The following is a 24,482-nucleotide window of genomic DNA, read 5'->3' on the forward strand; positions in this document are numbered from 1 at the left end:
CTGCGGCCAAACGCCGCCGGGGAACCGTCAGCCGCGGCGGGCGATGGTCGGCAGGTCGGCGGCCGATGTCCTGTGACGGGACAGGAAATCGAACGTCTGCAGCAGCGGGATGGGGCGGGAGATTGCATAGCCCTGCACCTCGTCGCAGCCCATCTGCGCCAGGAAGCCGTACTCCTCGCGCGTCTCGACCCCTTCGGCCAGCGTCGCGATGCCAAGCCGTTCGGCCAGCGCCAGTATCGCCAGGATCATGCGCTGCTGGTTCGGGTCGATGTCGCAGGCGGTCACGAAGCTTCGGTCGATCTTGATGCGGTTGATGCCGAACTGCCGGATCGCGTCCAGGCTGGCATAGCCGGTGCCGAAGTCGTCCAGGTCGATCTGGCAACCGGCCTTGGCCAGCTTGCGCAGGTTCGCCCGCGTTTCGGCGCTGCTGGTGAGCGGGCCCACGCTCTCTAGGACCTCGACGACCAGGCGGCGCGGGGCGATGTCATGGCGGTCAAGCTCCCACAAGAGACAGCTGGCGAAATTCGCGTCCGAAAGTTCGCAGTTCGAGATGTTGATCGACACGGCGGGCACGTCGAAGCCGGCTTCGTCCCAGGACTTCAGCGCCGCCAGCGACTGCGCCAGCATGCACAGCGTCAGGTTGTTGTGGTCAACTTCGGACATCTGCGGCATGAATGCCGCTGGCGTCAGTAGGCCGCGCTGCGGATGGTTCCAACGGGCCAAGGCCTCGAACCCGGTGATGCGGCCAGTGTGGCAGCTGATCTGGGGCTGGAACCATGCCTCGATCTGGTCGACCCGAATGGCGTCGGTGACCGTGGCGACCAGTTCCGGTCCTGCGAGCTTTGGGTCGTGGGTGAAAAGGCTCAGTTGGCCCAGGCCTTTGTCGTCCACCATCTCCATCCGGCGGCGGGCGTTGTCCATCAGCGCGCCCACGTCCGGCAGGCCGGGGGCTTCCGCGTGGACAAGCACGCCCGACAGCACCGGCGTCACGGTCTGCCCGGACAAGGCGATCGGCGCCTGCCCCTGCTGCTGCAAGCGGCGCGCGATGTGCAGCGCATCTCGGTCCGTTCGATCCCGCAGGACGAAGGCGAAAAGACCGGGCGCAATGATCTGGACCGGGTCATAGGGGCGGACCGCCCGGCCGAGCGCCATGGACAGCTGGACCAGAAGATGGCTGAGCGCCGTCTTGTCCAGCAGGCGGCCCAGTGTCTCGGTATTCTCGAGCCTGAGGATCAGGACCGAACGCGAGACGTCGCCAGCCTCGGACGTGCTGCCCAGAAACTTGCGGATGGGCGAAAACAGGCGATGGACGTTCCTGGACATGCCGGACCTCTCACGGAATCAACGTGATCAGGTCTAGCGCGGAATGCTTTTCGTTCGGTTAATGTTCCAGAGCTTCGCCGCGAAGCTGCGGAACATCGTCGTCCGCCGCGCCGCCGCCGGGAAACAGCGATGCGAAATCGAACAGCTTGGGGTCCAGCAGGTGCGAGGGCCGCACGTTCATCAGCGACCGGAACATGACTTGGCGGCGGCCGGGGGTCCTGGCCTCCCACTCGTCCAGCAGGCGCTTGACCTGCACGCGCTGCAGACCTTCCTGGCTGCCGCAGAGATCGCAGGGGATGATCGGATAGTCCATCGCCCGGGCGAACCGTTCGCAATCGGTTTCGGCCACGTAGGCCAGCGGGCGCAGGACGGTCAGGTCGCCGTCCTCGTTCAGAAGCTTGGGCGGCATGGTCGCAAGGCGCCCGCCGTGGAAGAGGTTCATGAAGAAGGTTTCCAGGATGTCGTCGCGATGGTGGCCGAGGACCACCGCCGAGCAACCCTCTTCCCGCGCGATCCGGTAAAGGTTGCCGCGCCGCAAGCGGGAGCAGAGCGCGCAATAGGTGCGGCCTGCCGGAACCTTTTCCTTCACGATGGAATAGGTGTCCTGGTATTCAATCCGATGGGCCACGCCCCGTGCCTTCAGGAACTGGGGCAGGACCGTCGCCGGGAAATTCGGCTGTCCCTGGTCCAGGTTGCAGGCCAGCAAATCAACCGGCAGCAACCCGCGCCACTGCAATTCGTGCAGGATCGCCAGCAGCGTGTAGCTGTCCTTGCCGCCGGACAGGCAGACCAGCCATCGGTCGCCCGGACGGATCATGCCGTAATCCTCGATTGCCGACCGAGTTTCGCGGACCAGGCGCTTGCGCAGCTTGCGGAACTCGGTCGCCCGGGGGGCGCCGGCGAACAGCGGGTGGATCTCGGTCTCGTCAGTGTCGTCCAGCATGGCGGGCCTCTTCGTGATCGGGATCGGCACCCGGAACGGGGTCATAGCCGCAGCCGCCCCAGGGATGGCAGCGCGCGATGCGGCGCAGGGTCAGCCAGCCACCGCGGAGCGCGCCGTGACGCTCTAGCGCCTCGAGCGCATAGGCCGAGCAGGTCGGCTGGAACCGGCAGCCGTGCCCGACCCAGGGCGAGGCGACAAGGCGGTAGGCCCGCACCGGCAGGGCCGCGATGCGGGCCAGGGGGGTCATCCGTGGACCTTGGCCATCGCGCGGGAGAAATCCTCACAAAGGTCGGAAAAGCCGCGATCGATCGTCGCCTTCGGCCTGCCTACCAGAACATAGTCCCAGCCCTTGCGGCCAAGCGTCGGCAGATGAAGCCGCGCGACTTCGCGCAGGCGGCGCTTGGCCCGGTTGCGGGCCACGGCGTTGCCGATCTTCTTTGAACAGGTAAAGCCCACGCGCGCCGGACCATCGTCGTCGCGCCTGCGGGCCTGCAGCAGGAAACCGGGCGTGCCCTGTCGCCTGGCGCGCGAGGCGGCCAGGAATTCGGCCCGCTGTCGCAGGACCGGAGGCATGCGAAATGCCGCCTTGCCGGCATCCCTGGGCTGATCGTCAGCAGGATGGGGCAGTGGCGGCATGTCGAAAGCCTTCATGCGGCGGCCGTGGCCACCGGCGTGATCGCCTGACGCGATCAGGCCGACAGACGCTTGCGGCCCTTGGCGCGGCGGCGGTTCAGCACCAGGCGGCCGCCTTTGGTGGCCATGCGGGCGCGGAAGCCGTGACGGCGCGCACGAACGAGGTTCGACGGTTGGAAGGTGCGCTTCATGGTCAGTCTCCGGATCGGTTCTTGCGGGGGGCGGCCAGTCGGGGCAAGGTGGCCAAAAGCCGCCCCGCGCAACGGCGCCGGTTGTTCGAAGCCCGCTGGATAGTGGACCTGCCCGCCTGCGTCAACACTTCATCGCGACGGGGGCGCAGATGGGCCTTGAACGGAACCCTGTCGCGATCACATTCGTTTGATGTGCAATCCAAACCTCGCGTGGCCGATAACCGGCGCTGGCCATACCACAATCCGGACAAGATGCGACTGAATACGATCTCTGGCCGATTCGCCGCGCTGACGACCATGTTCGTCATCCTGGCAGAGCTGTTCATCCTGCTGCCGTCCCTGGCGGGATTCCGGCTGGATTATCTCGAATCGCGGCTGGAGCGGGCGCAGATCGCCAGCCTCGCGCTGCTGGCCACCGACGATTCGCTGGCGACGGACCTGGAAAGCGAGCTTCTGCAGAACGCCGGCGTCCTGAACGTCGTGCTGCGGCGCAACGACATCCGGCAGTTGGTGCTGTCGTCGCGCATTCCCGGACCCATCGCCGCCACATACGACCTGCGCGACGAGGATGTCCTGCAGACCATCGACGATTCGCTGGCCGTGCTTCTGAACGGGCAGGACCGGGTGATCCGGGTGATCGGCTCTCCGGTGAACCAGGCGGGGCAGCTGATCGAGATCACCATGCAGATCCAGCCCCTTCGGCAGGCGATGATCGATTATGCGCTGCGGCTGCTTGCGGTATCGGCCTTGTTCTCGATCCTGACGGCGATCCTGCTGTTTCTGGCGGCGCAACGGCTGATCCTGGTGCCGATCCGGCGCGTGATCACCCACATGACCGCCTATGCCAACGCGCCCGAGGATGCGCGCCACATCATCATCCCCGATGCCCGCCTGGCCGAGCTGAACGAGGCCGAAACCGCGCTGCAGTCGATGCAGCAGACGGTAACCTCGTCGCTGAAGCAGAAGGAGCGCATGGCACAGTTGGGGCAGGCGGTGGCCAAGATCAGCCACGACCTGCGCAACATCCTGACCACGGCGCAGATCTTCGCCGACCGGCTGGAGGAAAGCGCCGACCCGAAGGTCAGGCGCGCCGCGCCGAAGCTGGTGAACTCGATCACCCGCGCTGTGAACCTCTGCGAGACGACGCTGGCCTTCGGCAAGGCCGAGGAGCCGATGCCGACGCTGTCGCGCTTCAACCTGGCGCAGTTGGTCAACGAGGTCGTGGAGGCCGAGACGCTGGCCGGCGAGGCGGCGGGGCAGGTCGAGTTCCTGATCGACATTCCGCCCAGTCTGACGATTCGCGCCGACCGGGACCAGCTTTACCGCGTGCTGGCGAACCTGGCGCGCAACGCCCGCCAGGCCATCGAGGGGATGGGCCAGCCCGGCACGGTCGAGATCGGCGCGGGCGAGGGCGATACCGGCTGGTGGATCAAGGTCTGCGACACCGGCCCCGGCCTGCCCGACAAGGCGCGCGAATATCTTTTCAAGCCCTTCACGGGCAGCACGCGCCGTGGGGGGACGGGCCTGGGCCTGACCATCGCCGCGGATCTGGTGCGCGGACATGGCGGCCGCCTCGATCTGTTGCGCAGCGACGCCGAGGGCAGCCAGTTCTGCATCCACATCCCCCGCGGCATGACCACGGTGTCGCCAGGCCCGATCCTGCAGGCCGGGTGACAGCTTTCCAAAAAACCTGACCCCATTTTCGTTTTTCGCTCTTGCATCCCCCCGAACTGGCCGGTAAGCCCCCTCCTCAAGACGGACCCGTAGCTCAGCTGGATAGAGCACCAGACTACGAATCTGGGGGTCGGGCGTTCGAATCGCTCCGGGTCCGCCATTCAGGTTATTAATCTCCGTGCACTTTATGTGGCCGGTGATCGACCTGTTGGGGGCCGGTTTGCAGCTGTTTGCAAATTGAGTTGCCGGGCTGTTCTCAAAGGCCAGAATCGCCGCCCGAGATAGGGCAGGGGTCGTGGCGAGATACTTCTCCGATATGCGCGTCGCTGACTGCAGAGTGTGGCAGATCTGGGGAATGCCGTTGCCAGCTTCGGATAGCAGCGTAACTGCTGTTCCTCGAAGATCGTTGAAGCGGAGATGCTTTGACTTGTCCGCCTTCGGCAGGGCGCCGTACTCAGCAGGGCGTATTGGGTGTCGCTGAGTGAGCAGTAACGACGCCGTGGCGGTGCAGGGGCGTGACTTCTATGGCGCAATGGTGCTGCGGCGCCAACTGATCCTGCTGGCGCTTGCGGCGGCTGTCGCCCTCGGCCTCGGCACCGACTTGGGGTTGGAACAGCCGCGCTACAGCCTCGGCCGGGTGGTCGAGGCGCTGCTGCGGCCCGCCTGGCGGACGAACAGGATTTGTGCGAATCCGCCTGCTCGTCGCGCTGTTGGCGCTGGTCGTCGGTGCCAGCCTGTCGATGGCTGGCATGCAGATGCAGACGATCCTGAATGACCGGCTGGACAGCCCCTTCACGCGTGGGATTCCGCCGGGGCGAGGTTCGGGGCGGCGCGGCCTCGGGGCCGCGCACTTTCCCTTCGCGGTCGATTACATCATACCGGTGAACGCCTTCCTGATGGCGATGCTGACCTCGCTTGCGATCCATGCCCTCAGCCTGCGGCGAGACGTCAACAACGAAACCATCATCCTGCCGGCATCGCCCCGGCCTTCATCTTCATCGCGCTGATGTCGCTGATCCATTACCTCCCTCGCCGGTAGGCCGTGGCCACCGTGGTGTTCTGGACCAGGGGCAGCCTGCGGCGGGTCAAGGAACGCGCTTCTGACATCGCAGCCACGCAAGGATGCACGTGATCCGGCCATGGTCAGTGCTGGTGGCAACGACGCACTCTTCGTGTTGCCGTGACATCAACGAGAAAGACGCTTTTCCGATTGGTTCAAGATTTACCGAAAGCGTCGCCCGGGCAGCGTCACAGCGGGCCTCAACATCCATGCAAGTGACGGAAGTTGCGGTGGAACGAAGGGCGCGGCGGCGCGTTTGCACGTGGATCCCTCTCCTGGGCGGGACAGGGCGCAAGGACGTGACGAGGGGCATCGGGACGAAAATGGACGGCTGCAACGACCGCCTGACGCAAGCGGGCCGGAACTGCTGGCGGGTCGAGACGTCGGAACGCTTCAGCTTCATCGCCGATGCCGACGAGTATTTCCGCGCGGTGCGGCAGGCCATGGTCCAGGCCAGGCACAGCATCCTGATGATCGGCTGGGACTTCGACGCGCGCATCCATCTGGGCGACGCCAGCGATGGTGGCCCCGCTGTGCTCGGCGACTTCGTCATCTGGCTGGCACGACGCACGCCCTCGCTGGAGATACGCCTGCTGAGATGGGACACCGGCGCCTTCAAGGCGATGCTGCGGGGCACGACGCTGCTGACCATCCTGCGCTGGAAGATGCATCCGCGCATCACGCTGCGGCTGGACGGCAAGCACCCGCTTGCCAGCTCTCACCACCACAAGATCGTGGTCATCGACGACTGCCTGGCCTTCTGCGGCGGCATCGACATGACCGAGGGACGCTGGGACACCCGCGAGCATCTGGACGACGACCCCCGTCGCACCAGCGTCAGCGGCAAGCCCCTGGTGCCGTGGCACGACGCGACAAGCGCCTTCGACGGTCCTGCGGCGCGGGCCTTGGGCGATCTGGCACGCGAGCGGTGGCTTGTCGCCTCGGGCGAAAAGCTGGAGCCGGTCATCAAATCATCTGCCTGCTGGCCCGAAGGGCTGAAGCCCACCCTGCGTGACGTGCCGCTGGCCATCGCGCGCACGCGGCCCGAGATGGCCGATATCGAGCCGGTGGCCGAGATCGAGCAGATGTACCTGGACCTGATCGCGAGGGCGAAGCGGTCGATCTATGCCGAGAGCCAGTATTTTGCCTCGCGCCGCATCGCTCAGGCGATCGCGCGGCGGCTGGTCGAGGACGACCCGCCAGAGATCGTCATCGTGAACCCGATCACCGCGCAGGGCTGGCTGGAGCCGCTGGCCATGGACACCGCCCGCGCCCGGCTGGTCGAGGCATTGCAGCGGCTGGACCATCGCGGCCGGCTGCGGATCTATCACCCGGTGACCGATGGCGGACACGAGATCTATGTCCATGCCAAGGTCACCATCGTCGACGACACCTATCTCCGCGTCGGCTCGTCGAACTTCAACAATCGCTCGATGCGGCTGGACACGGAATGCGACGTCGTGCTGGCCGCCGATCGCCCCGGTGCGGACGAAATGCGGCGCACCGTCGCCGGTCTGCGCGACGATCTGATTGCCGAACATCTGGCGCTGTCGCAGGACGAGGTGTCATCAAGGATCAGGACGCATGGCGGCCTGATCGCGGCGATCGAGGCCAGCCGTCACGCCCCCGGAACCGGGCGCACGCTGATCCCCTACGAGGTCCCCGAGTTGAGCGGCCTGGAAACCTGGATGGCCGACAACGAGATCCTGGACCCCGAAGGCCCTGACAAGATCTTCGAGCCGCTTGGCAAGCGCAGCCTCTTCAAAGGTTGGCGCTGGCCCCGGCACCGCCTGTGGCGTCGTCGGCGGTAGGTCAGCGAACCGAGCCATCGAATGTTGGGAGGGCACCGACCGCGGCGGGGAATACCCTTGCGTGCCGATGACAGGAGGCGCGGATCGCAGGTCCATGAGCCTGCCGAACAGGATGTCGAAGCGATTGCCTCGTCCCCCGCGGCGCCTGTTGCATCGGTCGCTCACCCCACGCTCCCTGCAGATGGCCTTCAGGCGCATAGCCCCCTGTCTTGCAAAGCTCTGTTTATCTGGGCCGCGTCCTTGCCGAGACCTCGAGCAGCGAGGCGACCCCATGCTGGCTGCTGAGCAACGCTCCACTCCGGCAATCGTGGACCCCCACCGCAGCCAACATTCTTACCCCTCCGGCCCGCTCGGCAGACCCTTGCTGATCCCGGCGATGGTGTTGCTGTTCATCAGCCCCAGGTCGATCGCCTTGCGGATGGCCTGGGCGTTGTCCTCGGTCCCCAGGGCAGAACGCGCAGTCTGCAGCCGATAGCGCAGCGCGGTCCGAGAGATGCCAAGCGCGCCGCAGGCCTGGTCATAGGTCATGCCGCAGGCAATCGCCTCGAGCGCCTCGACGAGGATCGGGCGCAGCGCAGTGGCCCGGTCCAGATGGTCGTGGCCGGTCCGCAGCAGGTGGGCCATCCGGTCGATCTCGGCATCGGTGAAGTCGCGGCTGTCATGGGCGGCGCCAATATAGGATCGCGATTCGACTGGTCCGTGGGCCACGGCGACACCGAAGGTCAGGCCGAAGTGCCGGGCCTGCGCCATGACGTCGAGGGGATCCGCCGCGATCCGGGTAAGATCGCCCCATCGGATGGCGCCTTCGTTCAGCATGCACCAGATCATCATGGGGTCGCCGATCCCCAGGTTCCGCCGCGTGTAGGTCTGGATCCAGCGCGAGGGATAGGTGCAGACGCGCCGCACAGGGCGCGAGAAGCGGATATGCAGGCCGAACATGTAGCCGCGCGGAGCGAGATGGCTCAGCTCTTGGTCGATTTCGGCAAGGAGGGGGGAAGTCATCGGCATGGGTGGCGCGTCATTCGATCTGTATCGGCGTGCAATCGGTTTCACGGCGGCCGGTGTCTTCGGCGCAACGTAGCCCTATGGGGCTATAGGCGTAAACGCGATGACCGGCTAGTGGCTGCCATTGAGCCCGATATTTTCAAGAGTTCAGGGTTCAGAGGTCGGTCACGCCCTTCCGGGGGTAGGGTTGCAGCCTCGCGCTGGTTTTTTTGAAGCAGTGATATTGCTTGTCATTTCAGATCGGGCTTGCAAGCCGTTTCTTCGCGAAGGGACGGCTTGCGTCCACCGAACCGTTCGCTAGCTTGCCGCGCAACACGGATGGACAGGGATCAGCGAATGGAACGCGTCACACTTGGAAGCAGCGACGTCGAGGTCAGCCGGATCTGCCTGGGCACCATGACCTTCGGCAACCAGACCGACGAAGCCGAGGCTCATGCCCAGATGGACGCGGCGCTGGAGATCGGGATGACCTTCATGGACTGCGCCGAGATGTATCCCGTCAACCCCGTCCGCCGCGAGACGATCGGCCTGTCCGAGGACATCATCGGCCGTTGGCTGGTGCGGACCGGCAACCGCGACCGGGTCGAGATCGCGACCAAGATCACCGGGCCCAGCCAGATGGTCCGGGATGGCGCGACCGTCGACGGCGCGACGGTGCGCGACTGCATAGACGCCTCGCTGCGGCGGCTGCAGACGGACCGGATCGACCTCTACCAGCTGCACTGGCCGGTGCGCGGGTCCTATGCCTTCCGCCAGAACTGGACCTATGACCCATCGGCGCAGGACAAGTCCGCGACGCTGGCGCATATGGAGGATGTGCTGGGCGCGATGCGCGATGCCGTTCAGGCGGGCAAGATCCGCGCGGTCGGGCTGTCAAACGAATCGGCTTGGGGGCTGGCGCGCTGGTGCGACATCGCCGACAGGACGGGCAGCCCGCGGATGGCGGCGATCCAGAACGAATATTCGCCGCTCTACCGGATGTACGATACCGACCTGGCCGAGGTGGCGGTGAACGAGGACGTGACGCTTCTGTCCTATTCGCCGCTGGCGGCGGGCCTGCTGACCGGCAAGTATTCGGGCGACGCCATGCCCGACGGCAGCCGCGCGGCGGTGGACAAGGCGTCGGGCGGGATGGGCATCCTCGGCGGCCGCAAGACCGGTCGCGGCATCGCGGCGGCCGACGCCTATGGCGCGCTGGCGGCCGAGCATGGCTGGGACGTCGTCCACATGGCGATCGCCTGGCAGCTGACGCGGCCCTTCAAGGTCGTGCCGATCATCGGGGCGACAACGATGGATCAGCTGCGCCACATCATCGCAGGGTTGGGACGTGATCTTACCGACGAATTGCGACGCGGGATCGAACGACTGCACCGCCACCACCCGTTGCCCTATTGATGAAACGCCTGCCGCGTATATCTTTCTGACGAGACAGAATAAACGGCAGATGGGGTTTCAGGCATGGCAGGCGATCCATACGAAGCGCTCGGCGTGTCCAGCACGGCCAGCGCGGAGGAAATCAAGAAGGCCTACCGGCGCATCGTCAAGACGGACCATCCGGATCTGACCGACGATCCGGCGGCGGCGACGCGGTTCAAGGCGGCTTCGGCGGCCTATGACCTGCTGAAGGATGCCGAGCAGCGCCGCCGCTTCGATGCCGGAGAGATCGACGCCCAGGGGCAGGAGCGGATGAGCCGCCGCTGGCACCAGCACGCCGGCGGCAATCCCTTTGGAGAGGGTCCGTCGCATGGCGGCGGCGACCCGGACTTGTCCGACGTCTTCGCCGACCTGTTCGGCCATCGGGCGGGGGCGCGGGGCGCAGGCCCCTTCGGCGGCTTCGGAGGGTTCGGCGGCGCGCGTGGCGACATGCGCGGGCAAGACGTGCGCTATGCGCTGACCGTCGATTTCATGACCGCCGTCCAGGGCGGCCGGACGCGAATCACGCTGCCGCAGGGCGGTACGCTGGAGGTGGCGATTCCAAAGGGGGTGCACGACGGCCAGGCGATCCGTCTGCGCGGCAAGGGAGAGCCGGGCCTTGGGCGGGGCGATGCGGGCGACGCCTACCTGACCGTCAGCGTGGCCGAGCATCCGCATTTCCGGCGCGACGGCGACGACATCCACCTGGTGCTGCCGATCACGTTGGACGAGGCGGTGCTGGGCGCGAAGGTCGCGGCACCGACCATCGACGGCAAGGTGAACCTGACGATCCCGAAGGGTGCGACCTCGGGGCAGAAGCTGCGGCTTCGGGGGCGTGGCGTGAACGGAGGCGACCAGCACGTCGAGCTGCGCATCGTCATACCGCCGAAGGTCGATCCCGAGCTGGCGGAGTTCTTCCAGGAATGGCGCAAGAGCCACGCCTATGATCCCCGGCAGGGGATGTAGTCGCCGCGGCCGGATGTTCGGCGGCGCCGGGGCAGGTCGCGGATGACGCGACGCCTGGCCTCGGGCGGCAGGCTGCCCCATGAGGCGATTTCGTCGAGGCTGCGATAGCAGCCGGTGCAGATCCGCAGATCGTCGTCGAGCGTGCAGATCCCGACGCAGGGGCTGGCGATGGCTTCGGTCATGGTGCCTTGGATGGCGCGTTTCGGCGCCTCAGGCAAGCGTGGGTGCGCGAAGCACCGGGGGTGCGAAAAAAAAGGGACGGGTCGGGCGGAGCCCGACCCGGACGCTGCCGCTTGGCCGGGGGCCGCGCGTTGCGCGGCCGTCACGCCTGCCGCGACAGGTGGGACAGCCGGTCCAGCGCCCCCTGCAGGATGTAGCCTGCCGCCACCTGGTCGATGACCTCGGCGCGGCGCTTGCGCGAGGTGTCGGCCTCGAGAAGCGCGCGTTCGGCGGCGACGGTGGATAACCGTTCGTCCCAATAGCCGATCGGCAGCTCGGTCAACCGGATCAGGTTGCGGGCAAAGGCGCGCGTCGACTGCGCCCGCGGCCCTTCCGAGCCGTCCATGTTGCGGGGCAGCCCGAGGACGATGCCGGCAAGGCCGCGGTCCCGGATGATCTCGAGCAGGGCGGCGGCGTCCAGCGTGAACTTCTGCCGGCGGATCACCGTGATCGGCGAGGCGACCTGCCGCATCCCGTCGCTGACGGCGACGCCGATGGTTTTGGTGCCGAGATCCAGCCCGGCCAGCGCGCCGAAGCGTGGCAGGGCGGCTGCAAATTCGATCATGTCCTCGTGGATCATGGGTCCAGTCCCGCGGCGCGCGCGGCCTCTTCGATGGGGGCGACAGCATCGGGTTGGGGAAAGCGGGTCCGTGCCTCTTGCAGGATGGCACGGGCTTCCTCGGTGCGTTCGAGGACGCCGAGGGCGCCGACCAGCCGAGCCCATTCGGAAGGGCTGCCGCCTTCGGTCGCCAGCCGCTGCTGGAGCCCGGCAACCATGCCTTCGATCATCTGCTGGCGATCCTGGAGGGGCATGTCCTCGGCGGCGGCAAGGGCATCCGCGTCGGGGCCGGGCAGGGCGGGCGGCGTGTAGTCCGCATCGCCCGCCAGCCAGGCCAGATCGGCAATGGCGGCACGGATCGAGGGGATCCACGGCGCGGTTTCCGGCCCTTCCTCGAGCAGGCGGCGCCAGATCGGGAAGGCCCGGTCGGGGCGGCCGTTCTGGATCAGCAGCACGCCTTGCAGATAGCGCGCCTGCGGCTGGTCCGGATCCTTGGCAAGCGCCCCGGACAGGACGGACTCGGCCTCTGGGGTGACGACCCCGCCGGCAGCCTCGATCATCAGGGTCGCCAGCTGCATCAGCTGGGCGGCCGTGGCGTTGTCGCCCTCGATCCCCACCAGGCGCTCCTGCGCGGCGCGGGCGGCGGGAAGGTTGCCGAGGCGCATCTCGTGCGTGGACAAAAGCTGCAGGCCCTGGGGGTCGTCCGGGGTGCGGGCCACCGCCTGCCGCAGCTGTTCAACCATGTCCAGATATTCCGGATCGACGGCGGACAGGTCCGGCTGCGGGCGGGGCGGGACGGCAGCCTCGGCCTCGGCTTGCGAGGGACGGTCGCGATACGCGGCATCGGCGGCGACCAAGCGCGCCTGCAGCGGCATGTCGGATGCGCCGGGAACACCCTCGCTCAGATAAAGCGTGGCGGCGATGGCCAGAAGCCCTGCCATCACCACGCCGGCGACGATCGGCCTGCCTGCGGCAGCCGTGGGCGCGGCCTGTGTCAGGCGGCGGTCGGCGTCCAGCACCTTGCGCCCGATCTCGACCCGCAGGCGGTCGGCGTCGTCGGCGCGGATCACGCCGCGGTCGAGGTCGCGCTCCACTTCGCGCAGCTGGTCGCGATAGACGCGCAGGTCGAAGGCGGCGGCAGGCTCGGCCCGGCCGCGGGCGCGCCAGACGGGCGACAGAATGGCATAGGCGACGATCGCCGTCAGGCCGGCGGCAAAGATCCAGAACATGGGCATCCTCCGTTGCCCCTCCCTAGCCTGCCTGACCCCGAACCGGAAGCGGCCATGGGGGGCGGGCCGCGGGTTCATGGTGTCGCATGCCGCACATCTGCGCGATCTGTCGCAACGCGGGTTGAGCGGGCGCGCGCGGTTCTTCAAATTGGGGCCGAGCAACCTTGGGAGCCACCATGCCAGACGCCCCGCGCACCGGCCGCTATTCCGTCTTCGCCATCGCCCGCGAGGCGATGCGCCAGCACAAGGGCTGGACACGCGCCTGGGGCAACCCGCCGCCGCGCGACCGCTACAAGGTGGTCGTGGTGGGGGCGGGCGGCCACGGGCTGGCGACGGCCTATTACCTGGGGAAGAACTTCGGCATCACCGACGTCGCGGTGATCGAGAAGGGCTGGCTGGGCGGCGGCAATACCGGGCGCAACACGACGATCATCCGATCGAACTATCTGCAGGACCCGTCGGCCGCGATCTACGAAAAGTCCCGCAGCCTTTTTGAGAACCTGTCGCAGGACCTGAACTACAACGTCATGTTCAGCCCGCGCGGCCTGATCATGCTGGCGCAAACGGAACACGAGGTGCGCGGCTACAAGCGCACCGTCTATGCCAACAACCTGCAGGGCGTGGCGACCGAGTGGATCGAGCCTGCGCGCCTCAAGGAACTGGTGCCGATCATTCAACTCGACGGGCCGCGCTATCCCGTGCTGGGGGGCCTCTATCAGGCGCGGGGTGGCACGGCGCGCCACGACGCGGTGGCCTGGGGCTATGCCCGCGCCTGTTCGGACATGGGAATGCACATCATCCAGAACTGCGAGGTCAAGGGCATCGACACCGAGGGCGGCCAGATCCGCGCGGTCGAGACGACCAAGGGCCGCATCGGCTGCGACAAAGTGGCTCTCGTGGTCGCGGGGCATTCCAGCCAGCTGGCCGAGATGGCGGGCTTCCGCCTTCCCATCGAGAGCGTGGCGCTGCAGGCGCTGGTCAGCGAGCCGATCAAGCCCTGCATGGACGTGGTGGTGATGGCCAACACAGTTCACGGATACCTGTCGCAGTCCGACAAGGGAGAGATGGTGATCGGCGGCGGCACCGACAGTTTCAACAACTTCACCCAGCGCGGGTCCTGGCACCATGTCGAGGAGACCGTCCGCGCCCTCATCGAGACCTTCCCGATGCTGTCGCGCCTGAAGATGCTGCGGCAATGGGGCGGCATCGTGGACATGACGGGCGACCGGTCCCCGATCCTGTCGGCGACGCCGGTAGGCGGGATCTTCGTCAATTGCGGGTGGGGTACCGGCGGCTTCAAGGCGATCCCCGGATCGGGCTGGGCCATGGCGGAACTGATCGCAACAGGCGCGCCCGGACCGCTGGCCGCGGACTTCGGTCTGAACCGCTTCCGCGAGGGGCGGTTCATCGACGAATCCGTCGCCGCCGGCGTCGCGCATTAGGCGGAGGCACGCCGATGTTCTTCTTCTTCGGAACCGCCGCGCCGGCTTCGGAATTGTTCGGTCACACCAGCTTCGACCGAAAGGGTTCCTCATGGCTGACCGCAATAACAATGGCTTGTACTTCATCGTCGGCGGCATCGTTGTCGTCGTCGCGCTTCTGTTCTTCTTCATGTCGGGCACCGAAACCGGCACGGCCACGACTGAACCGGTTGCCGGCGGCGACACCAATGTCGTCGTCGAGGACGACAGCGCCGACGTTCCCCCTGTCGAAGTCGAGACCGACAGCCCCCCGGCCGTCGAATCGCCGGCCGAGCCTGTCGAACCGGCCCCGGCCAACTGATCCCGCCGCGACCGCGACCGCGCGGATCGCCCGGCCCGACCCGGACCTTCGGATCGGAACCACCGCAGGGCACAGCCCCTGCGGTGGTTTCGTTCGTCCCGCCCCCGCCGCAAGGAGCGTTTCATGCTGATCCTGACCTGTCCCTATTGCGGCGTCACCGCCGAGGAGACCGAGCTGCAACCGGGCGGAGAGGCGCATCTGAAGCGCGTCGGCCCCGGAGGCACCGACGAGGAGTTCGAGGCCTACCTCTTCGACCGCAAGAACGCCAAGGGCGTGCATTTCGAACGCTGGCGTCACGCCTATGGCTGCGGCAGGTGGTTCCTGGCCGCCCGCTGCACCGCGACGCTGCAGGTCTTCGGCACCTACAAGGCGCAGAACGCGCATCCGCCGTCGGACATCGTGGACAGCATCCGCGCCGCCCGCCCCGACTGGACCCCCGACTGGACGACCACGTAAATGACCCACACACCCCCCTTTCGCCTGCCGTCGGGCGGACGCCGCATCGATCGCGCCTATCAGTTGCCGTTCCGCTTCGACGGCCGCCACCTGCGCGGGTTGACCGGCGACACGCTGGCCTCGGCGCTTCTGGCCAATGGCCAGATGCTGATGGGCCGGTCCTTCAAGTATCACCGCCCGCGCGGCCCCGTCGCCTCGGGCGCCGAGGAACCGAACGCGCTTCTGGGCCTGGGCCAGGGCGGCCGGTTCGAGCCGAACCAGCGCGCCACCACCACGCCCCTGGTCGCGGGGATGGTCACCCGCAGCCAGAACTGCTGGCCGTCGCTGGACGCCGATGTCGGCGCAGTGAACAGCTTTCTGTCGCCCTTCTTCCCGGCGGGCTTCTATTACAAGACCTTCATCCACCCGCGGTCCTTCTGGAAGCACCTGTTCGAGCCGATCATCCGCCGCAGCGCGGGCCTTGGCCGGGCGCCGACGGATGCTGATCCCGACCGGTATGAACAGGCCTACGGCTTTGCCGACACGGTCGTCGTCGGCGGCGGCATCGCCGGTCTGACCGCCGCGCGTGACGCCGCGCAGGCGGGCGGGCAGGTGCTGGTCCTGGAACAGGACAGCCTGTGGGGCGGGCGGACGCCGATCGACCACAAGGACGGGCAGGCGGCCATCGACGCGCTGCTGTCCGACCTGCGCGGGCGGCCGAACGTGACCCTGCGCCGCAACACCATGGCCACGGGGCTTTACGACCACGGCTATCTGATCGCCCGAGAGGCGCTGGCCGATCATGATCCGAACCAGGGCATCCCCCGCCAGCGCCTGTGGCGCATCCGGGCAGGGCATGTCGTCACGGCGACGGGTGCGCTCGAGCGCCCGCTGGCCTTTGCCTGCAGCGACGTTCCGGGCGTGATGCTGGCCTCGGCCGTGCGCGACTTCATTGCCGAATACGGGGTGGCGCCGGGGCAGCGCATCGTCGTCGTCACCAACAACGACGATGCCTATCGCACCGCTCTGGCGGCCCGGGCCGCTGGCCTTGACGTGCCGGCCATCGTCGATGCCCGCCCGGTGGCCGACGGCGATCTGCCGCGGGCGGCCCGCGATGCGGGGATCACCGTCCTGACCGGCACCGGCATCGCCAAAGTCAAAGGCGGCCGCCATGTCGCGGGCGTCACCCTATGCGACCAGTCGGGCGAAGGCCGCGTGACGGACAGCCTGGACTGCGACGTCGTCGCCATGTCGGGCGGCTGGTCGCCGGTCGTGCACCTCTACAGCCATTGCGGCGGCAAGCTGACCTGGGACAAGGCGCAGGCGATGTTCCGTCCCGACCCGGACCGCCCGCCCCTGGGTGCCGACGGCAAGGGCAACGTCACAGCCGTTGGCGCCGCCAGTGGCGACCTGCGCTGCGCCGGCGATCTGGAGCGGGCCGAGGGCGCGACGCAGCCGGTCTGGGTGATGCCCGCCCGCGCGCCCTACAAGCTGCGGTCGAAGATGTGGCTGGACTACCAGAATGACGTGAAGGTCACCGATGTCGAACTGGCCGCGCGCGAGGGCTATGCATCTGTCGAACATGCCAAGCGCTACACGACGCTGGGGATGGCGACGGATCAGGGCAAGCTCAGCAACATCAACGGTCTGGCGGTGCTGTCGGATGCGCTGAACCAGCCGATCGCGGCCACCGGCACGACGACCTTCCGCCCGCCCTATACGCCCCTGACCCTGGCCACCATCGCGGCCGACGCCAAGGGCGAGGCGTTCCAGCCGCTGCGCAAGACGCCGATGCATGCCTGGCACGAGGCGCACGGCGCCAGCTTCGAACCCGTCGGCCAGTGGCGCCGCCCCTATTCCTATCCAAAGGGCGCCGAGGATCGCCACATGGCCGTCGACCGCGAGATCCTGGCCGTGCGCAAGGGCGTGGGGACGCTGGACGCTTCGACCTTGGGCAAGATCGTGGTCAAGGGGCCGGATGCAGGGCGGTTCCTGGACATGCTCTATACCAACATGATGTCCACGCTACCGGCCGGCAAATGCCGTTATGGCCTGATGTGCAACGAGAACGGCTTCCTGATGGATGACGGCGTCGTCGCCCGCCTGTCCGACGACACCTGGCTTTGCCACACCACCACCGGCGGAGCCGACCGCATCCACGGGCACATGGAAGACTGGCTGCAATGCGAATGGTGGGACTGGCAGGTCTATACCGCCAACCTGACCGAGCAATATGCCCAGATCGCCGTCGCCGGCCCGCAGGCGCGGACGCTGCTGGAACGTCTTGGCGGAAGCATCGACCTGTCGCAGGCCGCTCTGCCCTTCATGCAATGGGCCGAGGGCGACATCGCAGGCATCCCCGCCCGCGTCTTCCGCATCAGCTTCTCGGGCGAGCTCAGCTACGAGATCGCGGTTCCCGCGGGACGCGGGCTGGAGCTGTGGGAGCGTCTGCACGAGATCGGCCAGGACCTGGGCATCACCCCCTATGGCACCGAGGCGATGCACGTGATGCGCGCCGAGAAGGGCTTCATCATGATCGGCGACGAGACAGACGGGACCGTGATCCCGCAGGACCTCAGCCTTGGTTGGGCGATATCAAAGAAGAAGGCCGACTATATTGGCAAGCGCGCGCAGCGGCGCCTGCACATGGTCGACGGTAAGCGCTGGCGGCTGGTCGGGTTGGAAAGCGTCGACGGGCAGGTGCTGCCCGACGGGGCCTATGCCGTGGCAGAAGGTGTGAACCCCAACGGCCAGCGCAACGTGCAGGGCCGTGTCACCTCCAGCTATCACTCGCCGACGCTGGGGCGGCCCATCGCCATGGGCCTTGTGCGCCACGGTCCCGAGCGCATGGGGCAGGTGCTGGATTTCCCCATGCCCTCGGGCCAGGTGATGCAGGCGCGGATTGTCGATCCCGTCTTCTACGACAAGGAAGGGAGCCGCCTGAATGGCTGACGCACTGGCCGCCATCGCCCGCGTTCCGGGGCTTGGCATGATCACGATCCGCGCTGACCTGTCGCGCGCAGGCGACGCCTTGGCCGAGGCCACGGGCCTTGCCATTCCCGACGTCGCCGGCATCACCACCGACGGCAGCCGCAGCCTGGGCTGGATGTCGCCGGACGAGCTGCTGCTGATCCTCCCCGAGGCCGAGCGTGCCGACGCGCAGGACGCGCTGACCCAGGCGCTGATGGGTGACCACGGGCTTGTCGTCGACGTGTCGGACGCCCGCGCGGTCTTCGACGTGACCGGGCCCCATGCCGCCGACATCATCGCCAAGCTGGCCCCGGTCGATGCGCTGGCGCTGCGGCAGGGCCAGCTGCGCCGCACCCGCGTGGCGCAGACCGCCGCCGCAATCTGGCGAATTCCCGGCGGCTTCCGCGTCATCGGCTTCCGCTCGACCGCCGACTATCTGGGCCTGATCCTGACCAACGCGGCGCTGCCGGGCAGCCAGCTGGCCCCGCGCTGAGTTCGTCCGGGCATCGAGGCAACTGGCCAAGGGTCGGTAAGGGGGCAGACGGCCCCCTCTCTCGCCTGCGCACCGGAACCGCACCCGACCCCTTGCGTTGAACGGGCGAATGCGCGACCGTGCGCCGCGACCGCAGACCCAACCCTTTCGAAAGGACAGGAAAATGGCCTTCACCCTTCCCGATCTTCCCTATTCGCACGACGCTCTGGAAGCCGCTGGGATGTCGCGCGAGACGCTGGAATACCACCACGACAAGCACCACAACGCGTATGTCACCAAGCTGAACGAGCTGGTCGCCGGGACCGAATGGGACGGCAAGTCGCTGGAAGACATCGTCAAGGGCACCTATCAGAAGGGCGCCGTGGCGCAGAACGGCATCTTCAACAATGCCAGCCAGCACTGGAACCACACGCAGTTCTGGGAAATGATGTCGCCGAACTCGGGCGCGATGCCGTCGGAACTTGAATCGGCCATCAAGGACAGCTTCGGTTCGGTCGAGGATTTCAAGAAGAAGTTCTCGGATGCCGGCGCGGCGCAATTCGGGTCGGGCTGGGTCTGGCTGGTCAAGAACTCTGACGGCGGGCTCGAAGTCACCAAGACCGAGAACGGCGTCAACCCGCTCTGCTTCGGCCAGACTGCGCTTCTTGGCTGCGACGTGTGGGAGCACAGCTACTACATCGACTTCCGCAACGCCCGGCCGAAATACCTGGAAAACTTCCTCGACAAGCTGGTGAACTGGGAAAACGTGGCCTCGCGCCTCTGATTCTTCAGCCCGCCGCATCAAGGCCCGCCGATCCGGCGGGCCTTTCTCGTGGCCGTTGACAGCCCCCGACAGGTGCCCTTAACGTTTCCCCGTCTGAAACAGGTCAGGCTCGGGACGGTTGGCCCGGCCCCCGCATCGCGGGTCCTTCCGTCGCCACGGCGACGGCCCAAGACTGTCGGCGGTCCGCATGTCGCGGACCGGATGGAAAAGGGCACGGACATGAAACCACGCATATCGGTCATCACTCTGGGCGTCGCTGACCTGCAGCGGTCGCTGGCCTTCTATCGCGACGGGCTTGGCCTGCCGACAGTGGGGATCGTCGGGCAGGAGTTCGACCACGGCGCCGTCGCGTTCTTCGACCTGTCGGGCGGGCTCAAGCTGGCGCTGTGGGCGCAGGCAGACATTGCCCATGACACGGGCGTGCCGCAGGGGCCCGCAGATCCGACCCGCTTCACCATCGGTCACAACGTCGGCAGCAGGTCTGACGTCGATGCCGTCATGGCGCAAGCCAGTCGGGCAGGCGCCCGGATCGTCAAGACGGCGCGGGACACGTTCTATGGCGGCTATGCAGGCTATTTCAGCGACCCGGACGGCCACCTGTGGGAGGTGGTCTGGAACCCGGCCCTTCTGCCCGAAGACTGAGCGCCAGGCACGCTTGTCACAGCCGCAGGGCAAGCCGTTCCCGGCATTGGCTTTCCGCGCCGTGCCGGTATAAGACCGTGGCAACGGAACTTTGACCTGAAGGCGGCCATGGCCAACCAGAACGACAGCTTCATCGACGAGGTGACCGAGGAACTGCGCCGCGACCGGCTTGCTGGCGCGATGCGCCGCTATGGCTGGATCGGGATTCTTCTGATCGTGCTGATCGTCGGCGGGGCTGCGTGGCGCGAATACAGCCTGGCGCAGGACCGCGCCGCCGCCGAAGCCTGGGGCGACGCCATCCTGGCCGGCGACGACCCGGCCGCGATTCTGGCGGTCGACCCGCAAGGGTCCACCGGGCGCGAGGCGCTGGCGGGACTTTTGGCCGCCGGCGAGTACGCCCAGGCCGGCGACGATGCGGCTGCGGCCGAGGCGTTGAGCGGCGTCACCGACGTGGCCGAACGTGGCGTCCTGATCGAGCTGGCGCAGCTGAAGCTGGTGATGCTGAACGGTCCTGACATGGACCCGTCCGAACGTGACGCCGTCCTGACGCGCCTGTCGCGCGCCGGTGCGCCGTTCGAGCTGCTGGCGCTGGAACAGAAGGCCGTGGCCCTGGTCGATGCCGGCCGGTCCGAGGACGCGATGTCGCTGATCCGGCAGATCCAGCAGAAGGACGGGCTCAGCGAAGCCTTGCGTCGCCGCCTGTCCGAGATGATGATCGCGCTCGGCGCCGACCCGGAACCCGCCGACATGCTGGACGCCACGAACTGACGAACGACTGAGGGGAGAGGCCGGGATGACCGCCACGCTGCGACTGACCTTGGCGATTGCCGCCGGACTGGGGCTTTCGGCCTGCGGAAACCGCGACGTGATCCTGCCCGGAGAGCGTCTTGACCCGCTGGCGGTGACCTCGCCCGATGGCCCCGCGGCCGAGGGGCCGGCCGGCATCACCGGCACCGCCCTGTCGCTGGCAGCGCCGGTCTCGAACGCCGAATGGACCCATCGCGGCGGCAATGCCGCCCATGCGCCGGGCCATGTACAGCTGGCCCCGTCCTTAGGCCGGCTCTGGTCGGTGCCGATCGGGCAGGGGGAAACACGCCGCCACCGCATCACGTCGGATCCGGTCGTGGCGGCAGGGCGCATCTTCACGCTGGACAGCCGGGCGCGGGTGACGGCAACGGCCCCCACCGGCGGACGCGCATGGTCGGTCGACATCACGCCGGTGCAGGAAAATCCCGACAGCGCCTCGGGCGGCGGGCTGGCATACGAAGGTGGGCGCGTCTTTGCCACAACCGGCTTTGGCGAACTGGTCGCGCTGGACGCGGCCTCGGGCGCGGTGCTTTGGCGGCAGCGCGTCGGTGCGCCGATCAGCGGCGGTCCGGCGGTGCAGGACGGCGTCGTCTATGTCGCGGACACGAACTCGGTCGGATGGGCGGTGCGCGCCAGCGACGGGCGCGTGCTGTGGCAGACCTCCGGCGCGCCGTCGGGATCCGGCGTCATGGGCGTGTCGGTCCCGGCGGTGCAAGGCAACACGGTGATCTTTCCCTTCGCGTCCGGCCAGATGCTTGCCGTAGACCGGGAAACGGGCCTCACCACCTGGGCCAACCAGATCGCCGGCACCCGGACCGGGCGCAGCATGGCGATCATCCGCGACGTGACCGGCGACCCGGTCATCACCGGGGGCCGGGTCTACGCCGCGACCTCGTCGGGGCGCATGGATGCGGTCGAACTGGCCACGGGCCTGCAGGATTGGGCCGCCGACGAAGGCGCGACCAGCCCCGTGGTCGTGGCGGGCGGATCGGTCTTCTCGGTCAACGACCAGGGGCAGCTGGTGCGGCTGGACGCGGTCACGGGCGGCGTCTTCTGGCGCCAGCCGCTGCCGTTCTTCACGACCGAGCGTACGCGCAAGCAGAGCCAGATCTACGCGCATTACGGGCCGATCCTGGCCGGCGGGCGCTTGCATGTCGCCTCATCCGATGGCATGTTACGCAGCTTCGATCCCGCCACCGGCGCGTTGGTCGGGCAGGCGCAGATCCCCGGAGGGGCTGCCTCGGCCCCCGTCGTCGCCGGTCAAACCCTTTACGTCGTTGCGCGCAACGGCCAGTTGCATGCGTTCAGATGACCTTCACACTCGCCATCGTCGGGCGGCCCAACGTGGGCAAGTCCACACTTTTCAATCGTCTTGTCGGCAAGAAGCTTGCGCTGGTCGATGACCAGCCGGGCGTGACCCGCGACCTGCGCGAAGGCGCGGGACGGTTGGGCGACCTGCGCTTTGTCGTGATCGACAGTGCCGGCCTGGAAATGGCCGACGACGACAGCCTTCAAGGCCGCATGCGCCGCCTGACCGAACGCGCGGTGGACGAGGCCGACATCTGCCTCTTCGTGGTCGATGCGCGGGTCGGTGTGACCGCAGCCGACGAGTATTTTGCCGAGATCCTGCGCCGCCGCGCAAAACACGTGATCCTGGCCGCCAACAAGTCCGAGGGTCGCGCCGGAGAGGCCGGTGCGATGGAAGCCTATGCCCTTGGCCTTGGTGAGCCCATTCGCATTTCGGCCGAGCATGGCGAGGGAATGGACGACCTTTACCGCCTGCTGGTGCCCCTAGCCGATCAGATCGAGGCCGACCGCCCCGCGCCCGTCGAGGCCGTGACCGACATCGACCTTTCGGACGAGGATGCCGAAAGTGGCGAGGGCGAAGAGGATTGGCGCCCGTCCGAGGATCGCCCCCTGCAGCTGGCCGTGATCGGCCGCCCGAATGCCGGCAAGTCGACGTTGATCAACAAGATCCTGGGCGAGGACCGACTGCTGACGGGTCCCGAGGCCGGGATCACTCGCGATTCGATCAGCGTGACGACCCGCTTCATGGACACGCCAATGCGGATCTTCGACACGGCGGGCATGCGCAAGCGTGCCAAGGTCACCGACAAGTTGGAGAAGCTGTCGGTCGCCGACGGGTTGCGCGCCGTCCGCTTCGCTGAGGTTGTCGTCGTCCTTCTGGACGTCGAGATCCCGTTCGAGCAGCAGGACCTGCGCATTGCCGACTTCGCGGAAACCGAGGGCCGCGCGGTCGTCGTTGCCGCCAACAAGTGGGACTTGGAAGAGGAAAAGCCGCAGAAGTTGAACGAACTGCGCGCGAATTTCGAGAAGCTGCTGCCGCAGCTGAAGGGCGCACCGCTGGTCACGGTGTCCGCACGCACCGGCAAGGGTCTGGACCGGCTGCATAACGCGATCCTCAAGGCGCACGAGGTCTGGAACCGCCGCGTGTCGACGGCCAAGCTGAACCAGTGGCTGGGCGCCATGACCGAAAGCCACCCACCCCCCGCACCGGGCGGGCGCCGCATCCGGCTGCGCTACATGACCCAGGTGAAAACCAGGCCGCCCGCGTTCATCGTCAAGGCGACGCACACCGACAAAATCCCCGACAGCTATCAGCGCTACCTGATCAACGGGCTGCGGGCGGATTTCGACATGCCCGGCACGCCGATCCGGCTGTTCTTCCGCGACCAGGGGGGCGACAACCCCTACAAGGCGAAGGCCACGAGGATCGTGCAGTCGGGCGCCCTGTCCAAGCACAAGGTGCGGCAGAAACCGAAGGGCAGCTAACTGGCGGCGCGGACCAGCACCGTCGCCATGCCAGAGATCCCCAGGATCGCCGCCAGCGCGATCATGGGGTCGCTGCCCATCGTGGTGACCGCAAGTCCGCAGAACGCCCAGATCAGCGCCAGAGAGTAGCCGACGCTGGATCCGATCCAGATCTGGGCCACCATCCCGATGGCCGCGCCCGGCAGGATGGCCAGCGCCGAAAGCGCCTGGATCGGCAGCTTGTCCGCCGCCAGCCCCGCCAGCGTCGCCGAGAAGACCGCGGTCGACCACCCCGCCAGAAAGCCGATCGCGGGCCGGTGGTGCCCTGCAGCGCGTCCCGCTGCAATGATGGCGCACAGCGCCCCCAGGGCGGCGACCGCCGTCAGCAGGAACGGGTTTCTCAGCAGCCAGGGCAGGGCCGTCGCTGCCAGCACGGCGATGCTCATCAGGGGCCAGATACGGGGCAGGTCGCCTCGCTCGACGATGTCATCCGAGGGATCGATGAACTGTCCCGCCGCATCCAGCAGCACCATCGCCCAGATCGACGCCAGCAGGGCCCACATCACGATGTTCACGGGGTCGAGATACAGTTCCGGTATCTGTCCGGGCGCGCTGATGGTGATCTGCGGCGGCGGAGGCAGCAGCGGCCCCGACAGGCGGGCGCTGTCGTGGGTGACGGGGATGGCGTGGCCGATCCCGGCGATCACGAAGATCACCGAGGCCGCCACATGTACAACTGTCCCGCGCCTGATCATGCAGGCAAACGCGCCGTCGGGTGCGCCAGTTTCCGCC

25 protein-coding genes and 1 tRNA gene are annotated in these 24,482 nt (G+C 67.5%); 16 read left to right on the forward strand and 10 right to left on the reverse strand.

All coding sequences use genetic code 11. From position 1 onward, the window contains the following. Positions 1 to 27: 27 nt before the first annotated feature. From OC159_RS01205 to rpmH, 5 genes are read right to left on the reverse strand one after another with little or no spacing between them, the layout of a single operon-like run. Positions 28 to 1,323 (reverse strand): EAL domain-containing protein, encoded by a 1,296-nt coding sequence (locus tag OC159_RS01205; RefSeq protein WP_265499320.1) that lies wholly within the window; start codon positions 1,321 to 1,323, stop codon positions 28 to 30. 58 nt (positions 1,324 to 1,381) lie between these two features. Further along, the gene (ttcA, locus tag OC159_RS01210) at positions 1,382 to 2,266 is read right to left on the reverse strand and encodes a tRNA 2-thiocytidine(32) synthetase TtcA (protein ID WP_265499321.1); all 885 of its coding nucleotides are present in this window, start codon (positions 2,264 to 2,266) and stop codon (positions 1,382 to 1,384) included. After that, entirely contained in the window at positions 2,250 to 2,513 is a 264-nt protein-coding gene (gene yidD / locus OC159_RS01215) for a membrane protein insertion efficiency factor YidD (RefSeq protein ID WP_265499322.1), read from the reverse strand. Before yidD ends, ttcA begins: the two co-directional genes overlap by 17 nt. Further along, entirely contained in the window at positions 2,510 to 2,902 is a 393-nt protein-coding gene (gene rnpA / locus OC159_RS01220; RefSeq protein ID WP_407674034.1) for a ribonuclease P protein component, read from the reverse strand. The genes yidD and rnpA overlap by 4 nt, the downstream gene beginning before the upstream one ends. A 53-nt stretch (positions 2,903 to 2,955) precedes the next feature. Further along, complete coding sequence (gene rpmH, locus OC159_RS01225) at positions 2,956 to 3,090, reverse strand: 50S ribosomal protein L34 (RefSeq protein WP_042247969.1); 135 nt, start codon at positions 3,088 to 3,090, stop codon at positions 2,956 to 2,958. Between the two features lie 252 nt (positions 3,091 to 3,342). On the opposite strand from rpmH, the gene OC159_RS01230 reads away from it, so the two are divergent. The 4 genes from OC159_RS01230 (at position 3,343) to OC159_RS01245 (ending at position 7,635) form a co-directional block, all read left to right on the forward strand. Next, positions 3,343 to 4,764: a sensor histidine kinase gene (locus tag OC159_RS01230; protein WP_265499323.1), complete on the forward strand. Its 1,422-nt coding sequence runs from the start codon at positions 3,343 to 3,345 to the stop codon at positions 4,762 to 4,764. An 83-nt stretch (positions 4,765 to 4,847) separates the two neighbouring features. After that, positions 4,848 to 4,924 (forward strand) — tRNA-Arg (locus OC159_RS01235). 523 nt (positions 4,925 to 5,447) lie between these two features. Continuing rightward, positions 5,448 to 5,771: an iron chelate uptake ABC transporter family permease subunit gene (locus OC159_RS01240; RefSeq protein ID WP_265499324.1), complete on the forward strand. Its 324-nt coding sequence runs from the start codon at positions 5,448 to 5,450 to the stop codon at positions 5,769 to 5,771. 352 nt (positions 5,772 to 6,123) lie between these two features. Further along, positions 6,124 to 7,635, forward strand: a complete 1,512-nt coding sequence (locus OC159_RS01245; protein WP_322626695.1) for a phospholipase D-like domain-containing protein — start codon at positions 6,124 to 6,126, stop codon at positions 7,633 to 7,635. A 333-nt stretch (positions 7,636 to 7,968) separates the two neighbouring features. Here OC159_RS01245 and OC159_RS01250 read toward each other — a convergent pair whose 3' ends face one another. Then, positions 7,969 to 8,643 carry an autoinducer binding domain-containing protein gene (locus OC159_RS01250; RefSeq protein ID WP_265499325.1) on the reverse strand — a complete coding sequence of 225 codons (675 nt, stop codon included), beginning with the start codon at positions 8,641 to 8,643 and terminating at the stop codon, positions 7,969 to 7,971. Positions 8,644 to 8,976: 333 nt separating this feature from the next. Here OC159_RS01250 and OC159_RS01255 point away from each other — a divergent pair, with 333 nt between their 5' ends. Then, positions 8,977 to 10,035 (forward strand): aldo/keto reductase, encoded by a 1,059-nt coding sequence (locus OC159_RS01255; protein WP_265499326.1) that lies wholly within the window; start codon positions 8,977 to 8,979, stop codon positions 10,033 to 10,035. A 63-nt stretch (positions 10,036 to 10,098) separates the two neighbouring features. Next, the gene (locus OC159_RS01260) at positions 10,099 to 11,019 is read left to right on the forward strand and encodes a DnaJ C-terminal domain-containing protein (RefSeq protein ID WP_265499327.1); all 921 of its coding nucleotides are present in this window, start codon (positions 10,099 to 10,101) and stop codon (positions 11,017 to 11,019) included. On the opposite strand, the gene OC159_RS01265 is transcribed toward OC159_RS01260, so the two are convergent. The 3 genes from OC159_RS01265 to ccmI all read right to left on the reverse strand — a co-directional run bounded on the left by OC159_RS01265 (position 10,995) and on the right by ccmI (position 13,026). Further along, complete coding sequence (locus OC159_RS01265) at positions 10,995 to 11,201, reverse strand: DUF1289 domain-containing protein (protein WP_265499328.1); 207 nt, start codon at positions 11,199 to 11,201, stop codon at positions 10,995 to 10,997. The two genes, OC159_RS01260 and OC159_RS01265, sit on opposite strands and share 25 nt — an antisense overlap. Positions 11,202 to 11,341: 140 nt before the next feature. Continuing rightward, a complete protein-coding gene (gene ruvX / locus OC159_RS01270) occupies positions 11,342 to 11,818 on the reverse strand; it encodes a Holliday junction resolvase RuvX (RefSeq protein WP_265499329.1) in 477 nt (158 codons plus the stop codon). Continuing rightward, complete coding sequence (ccmI, locus tag OC159_RS01275; RefSeq protein WP_265499330.1) at positions 11,815 to 13,026, reverse strand: c-type cytochrome biogenesis protein CcmI; 1,212 nt, start codon at positions 13,024 to 13,026, stop codon at positions 11,815 to 11,817. The genes ruvX and ccmI overlap by 4 nt, the downstream gene beginning before the upstream one ends. Before the next feature lie 176 nt (positions 13,027 to 13,202). On the opposite strand from ccmI, the gene OC159_RS01280 reads away from it, so the two are divergent. The 10 genes from OC159_RS01280 (at position 13,203) to der (ending at position 23,711) form a co-directional block, all read left to right on the forward strand. After that, positions 13,203 to 14,468, forward strand: coding sequence for a sarcosine oxidase subunit beta family protein (locus tag OC159_RS01280; RefSeq protein ID WP_265499331.1), 1,266 nt, complete (start codon positions 13,203 to 13,205; stop codon positions 14,466 to 14,468). Between the two features lie 91 nt (positions 14,469 to 14,559). Further along, a complete protein-coding gene (locus tag OC159_RS01285) occupies positions 14,560 to 14,808 on the forward strand; it encodes a hypothetical protein (RefSeq protein ID WP_265499332.1) in 249 nt (82 codons plus the stop codon). A gap of 123 nt (positions 14,809 to 14,931) precedes the next feature. Continuing rightward, a complete protein-coding gene (locus OC159_RS01290; protein WP_265499333.1) occupies positions 14,932 to 15,264 on the forward strand; it encodes a sarcosine oxidase subunit delta in 333 nt (110 codons plus the stop codon). Further along, positions 15,265 to 18,195, forward strand: coding sequence for a sarcosine oxidase subunit alpha family protein (locus OC159_RS01295; RefSeq protein ID WP_265499334.1), 2,931 nt, complete (start codon positions 15,265 to 15,267; stop codon positions 18,193 to 18,195). Continuing rightward, the gene (locus OC159_RS01300; RefSeq protein ID WP_265499335.1) at positions 18,188 to 18,706 is read left to right on the forward strand and encodes a sarcosine oxidase subunit gamma; all 519 of its coding nucleotides are present in this window, start codon (positions 18,188 to 18,190) and stop codon (positions 18,704 to 18,706) included. Before OC159_RS01295 ends, OC159_RS01300 begins: the two co-directional genes overlap by 8 nt. 163 nt (positions 18,707 to 18,869) lie before the next feature. Further along, positions 18,870 to 19,469 carry a superoxide dismutase gene (locus OC159_RS01305; protein ID WP_265499336.1) on the forward strand — a complete coding sequence of 200 codons (600 nt, stop codon included), beginning with the start codon at positions 18,870 to 18,872 and terminating at the stop codon, positions 19,467 to 19,469. A gap of 219 nt (positions 19,470 to 19,688) precedes the next feature. Then, positions 19,689 to 20,111 carry a VOC family protein gene (locus tag OC159_RS01310; RefSeq protein WP_265499337.1) on the forward strand — a complete coding sequence of 141 codons (423 nt, stop codon included), beginning with the start codon at positions 19,689 to 19,691 and terminating at the stop codon, positions 20,109 to 20,111. A gap of 108 nt (positions 20,112 to 20,219) precedes the next feature. After that, positions 20,220 to 20,879: a tetratricopeptide repeat protein gene (locus OC159_RS01315; RefSeq protein ID WP_265499338.1), complete on the forward strand. Its 660-nt coding sequence runs from the start codon at positions 20,220 to 20,222 to the stop codon at positions 20,877 to 20,879. Between the two features lie 25 nt (positions 20,880 to 20,904). Continuing rightward, positions 20,905 to 22,230, forward strand: coding sequence for an outer membrane protein assembly factor BamB family protein (locus OC159_RS01320; protein ID WP_265499339.1), 1,326 nt, complete (start codon positions 20,905 to 20,907; stop codon positions 22,228 to 22,230). Beyond that, positions 22,227 to 23,711, forward strand: a complete 1,485-nt coding sequence (gene der / locus OC159_RS01325) for a ribosome biogenesis GTPase Der (protein ID WP_265499340.1) — start codon at positions 22,227 to 22,229, stop codon at positions 23,709 to 23,711. Before OC159_RS01320 ends, der begins: the two co-directional genes overlap by 4 nt. Here the strand turns inward: der and OC159_RS01330 are convergent. After that, a complete protein-coding gene (locus tag OC159_RS01330; RefSeq protein WP_265499341.1) occupies positions 23,708 to 24,406 on the reverse strand; it encodes a hypothetical protein in 699 nt (232 codons plus the stop codon). The genes der and OC159_RS01330 overlap by 4 nt on opposite strands. Positions 24,407 to 24,482: the final 76 nt, after the last annotated feature.

This window comes from Paracoccus beibuensis (assembly GCF_026162625.1).
Taxonomy (GTDB): Bacteria; Pseudomonadota; Alphaproteobacteria; order Rhodobacterales; family Rhodobacteraceae; genus Paracoccus; species Paracoccus beibuensis.

Excerpts from the sequence above, each read along its gene's own strand:
- OC159_RS01205 (WP_265499320.1), bottom strand. The coding sequence starts at position 1,323 with ATGTCCAGGAACGTCCATCGCCTGTTTTCGCCCATCCGCAAGTTTCTG.
- ttcA (WP_265499321.1), bottom strand. The coding sequence starts at position 2,266 with ATGCTGGACGACACTGACGAGACCGAGATCCACCCGCTGTTCGCCGGC.
- yidD (WP_265499322.1), bottom strand. The coding sequence starts at position 2,513 with ATGACCCCCCTGGCCCGCATCGCGGCCCTGCCGGTGCGGGCCTACCGC.
- rnpA (WP_407674034.1), bottom strand. The coding sequence starts at position 2,902 with ATGCCGCCACTGCCCCATCCTGCTGACGATCAGCCCAGGGATGCCGGC.
- rpmH (WP_042247969.1), bottom strand. The coding sequence starts at position 3,090 with ATGAAGCGCACCTTCCAACCGTCGAACCTCGTTCGTGCGCGCCGTCAC.
- OC159_RS01230 (WP_265499323.1), top strand. The coding sequence starts at position 3,343 with ATGCGACTGAATACGATCTCTGGCCGATTCGCCGCGCTGACGACCATG.
- OC159_RS01250 (WP_265499325.1), bottom strand. The coding sequence starts at position 8,643 with ATGCCGATGACTTCCCCCCTCCTTGCCGAAATCGACCAAGAGCTGAGC.
- OC159_RS01255 (WP_265499326.1), top strand. The coding sequence starts at position 8,977 with ATGGAACGCGTCACACTTGGAAGCAGCGACGTCGAGGTCAGCCGGATC.
- OC159_RS01260 (WP_265499327.1), top strand. The coding sequence starts at position 10,099 with ATGGCAGGCGATCCATACGAAGCGCTCGGCGTGTCCAGCACGGCCAGC.
- OC159_RS01265 (WP_265499328.1), bottom strand. The coding sequence starts at position 11,201 with ATGACCGAAGCCATCGCCAGCCCCTGCGTCGGGATCTGCACGCTCGAC.
- ruvX (WP_265499329.1), bottom strand. The coding sequence starts at position 11,818 with ATGATCCACGAGGACATGATCGAATTTGCAGCCGCCCTGCCACGCTTC.
- ccmI (WP_265499330.1), bottom strand. The coding sequence starts at position 13,026 with ATGTTCTGGATCTTTGCCGCCGGCCTGACGGCGATCGTCGCCTATGCC.
- OC159_RS01280 (WP_265499331.1), top strand. The coding sequence starts at position 13,203 with ATGCCAGACGCCCCGCGCACCGGCCGCTATTCCGTCTTCGCCATCGCC.
- OC159_RS01285 (WP_265499332.1), top strand. The coding sequence starts at position 14,560 with ATGGCTGACCGCAATAACAATGGCTTGTACTTCATCGTCGGCGGCATC.
- OC159_RS01290 (WP_265499333.1), top strand. The coding sequence starts at position 14,932 with ATGCTGATCCTGACCTGTCCCTATTGCGGCGTCACCGCCGAGGAGACC.
- OC159_RS01295 (WP_265499334.1), top strand. The coding sequence starts at position 15,265 with ATGACCCACACACCCCCCTTTCGCCTGCCGTCGGGCGGACGCCGCATC.
- OC159_RS01300 (WP_265499335.1), top strand. The coding sequence starts at position 18,188 with ATGGCTGACGCACTGGCCGCCATCGCCCGCGTTCCGGGGCTTGGCATG.
- OC159_RS01305 (WP_265499336.1), top strand. The coding sequence starts at position 18,870 with ATGGCCTTCACCCTTCCCGATCTTCCCTATTCGCACGACGCTCTGGAA.
- OC159_RS01310 (WP_265499337.1), top strand. The coding sequence starts at position 19,689 with ATGAAACCACGCATATCGGTCATCACTCTGGGCGTCGCTGACCTGCAG.
- OC159_RS01315 (WP_265499338.1), top strand. The coding sequence starts at position 20,220 with ATGGCCAACCAGAACGACAGCTTCATCGACGAGGTGACCGAGGAACTG.
- OC159_RS01320 (WP_265499339.1), top strand. The coding sequence starts at position 20,905 with ATGACCGCCACGCTGCGACTGACCTTGGCGATTGCCGCCGGACTGGGG.
- der (WP_265499340.1), top strand. The coding sequence starts at position 22,227 with ATGACCTTCACACTCGCCATCGTCGGGCGGCCCAACGTGGGCAAGTCC.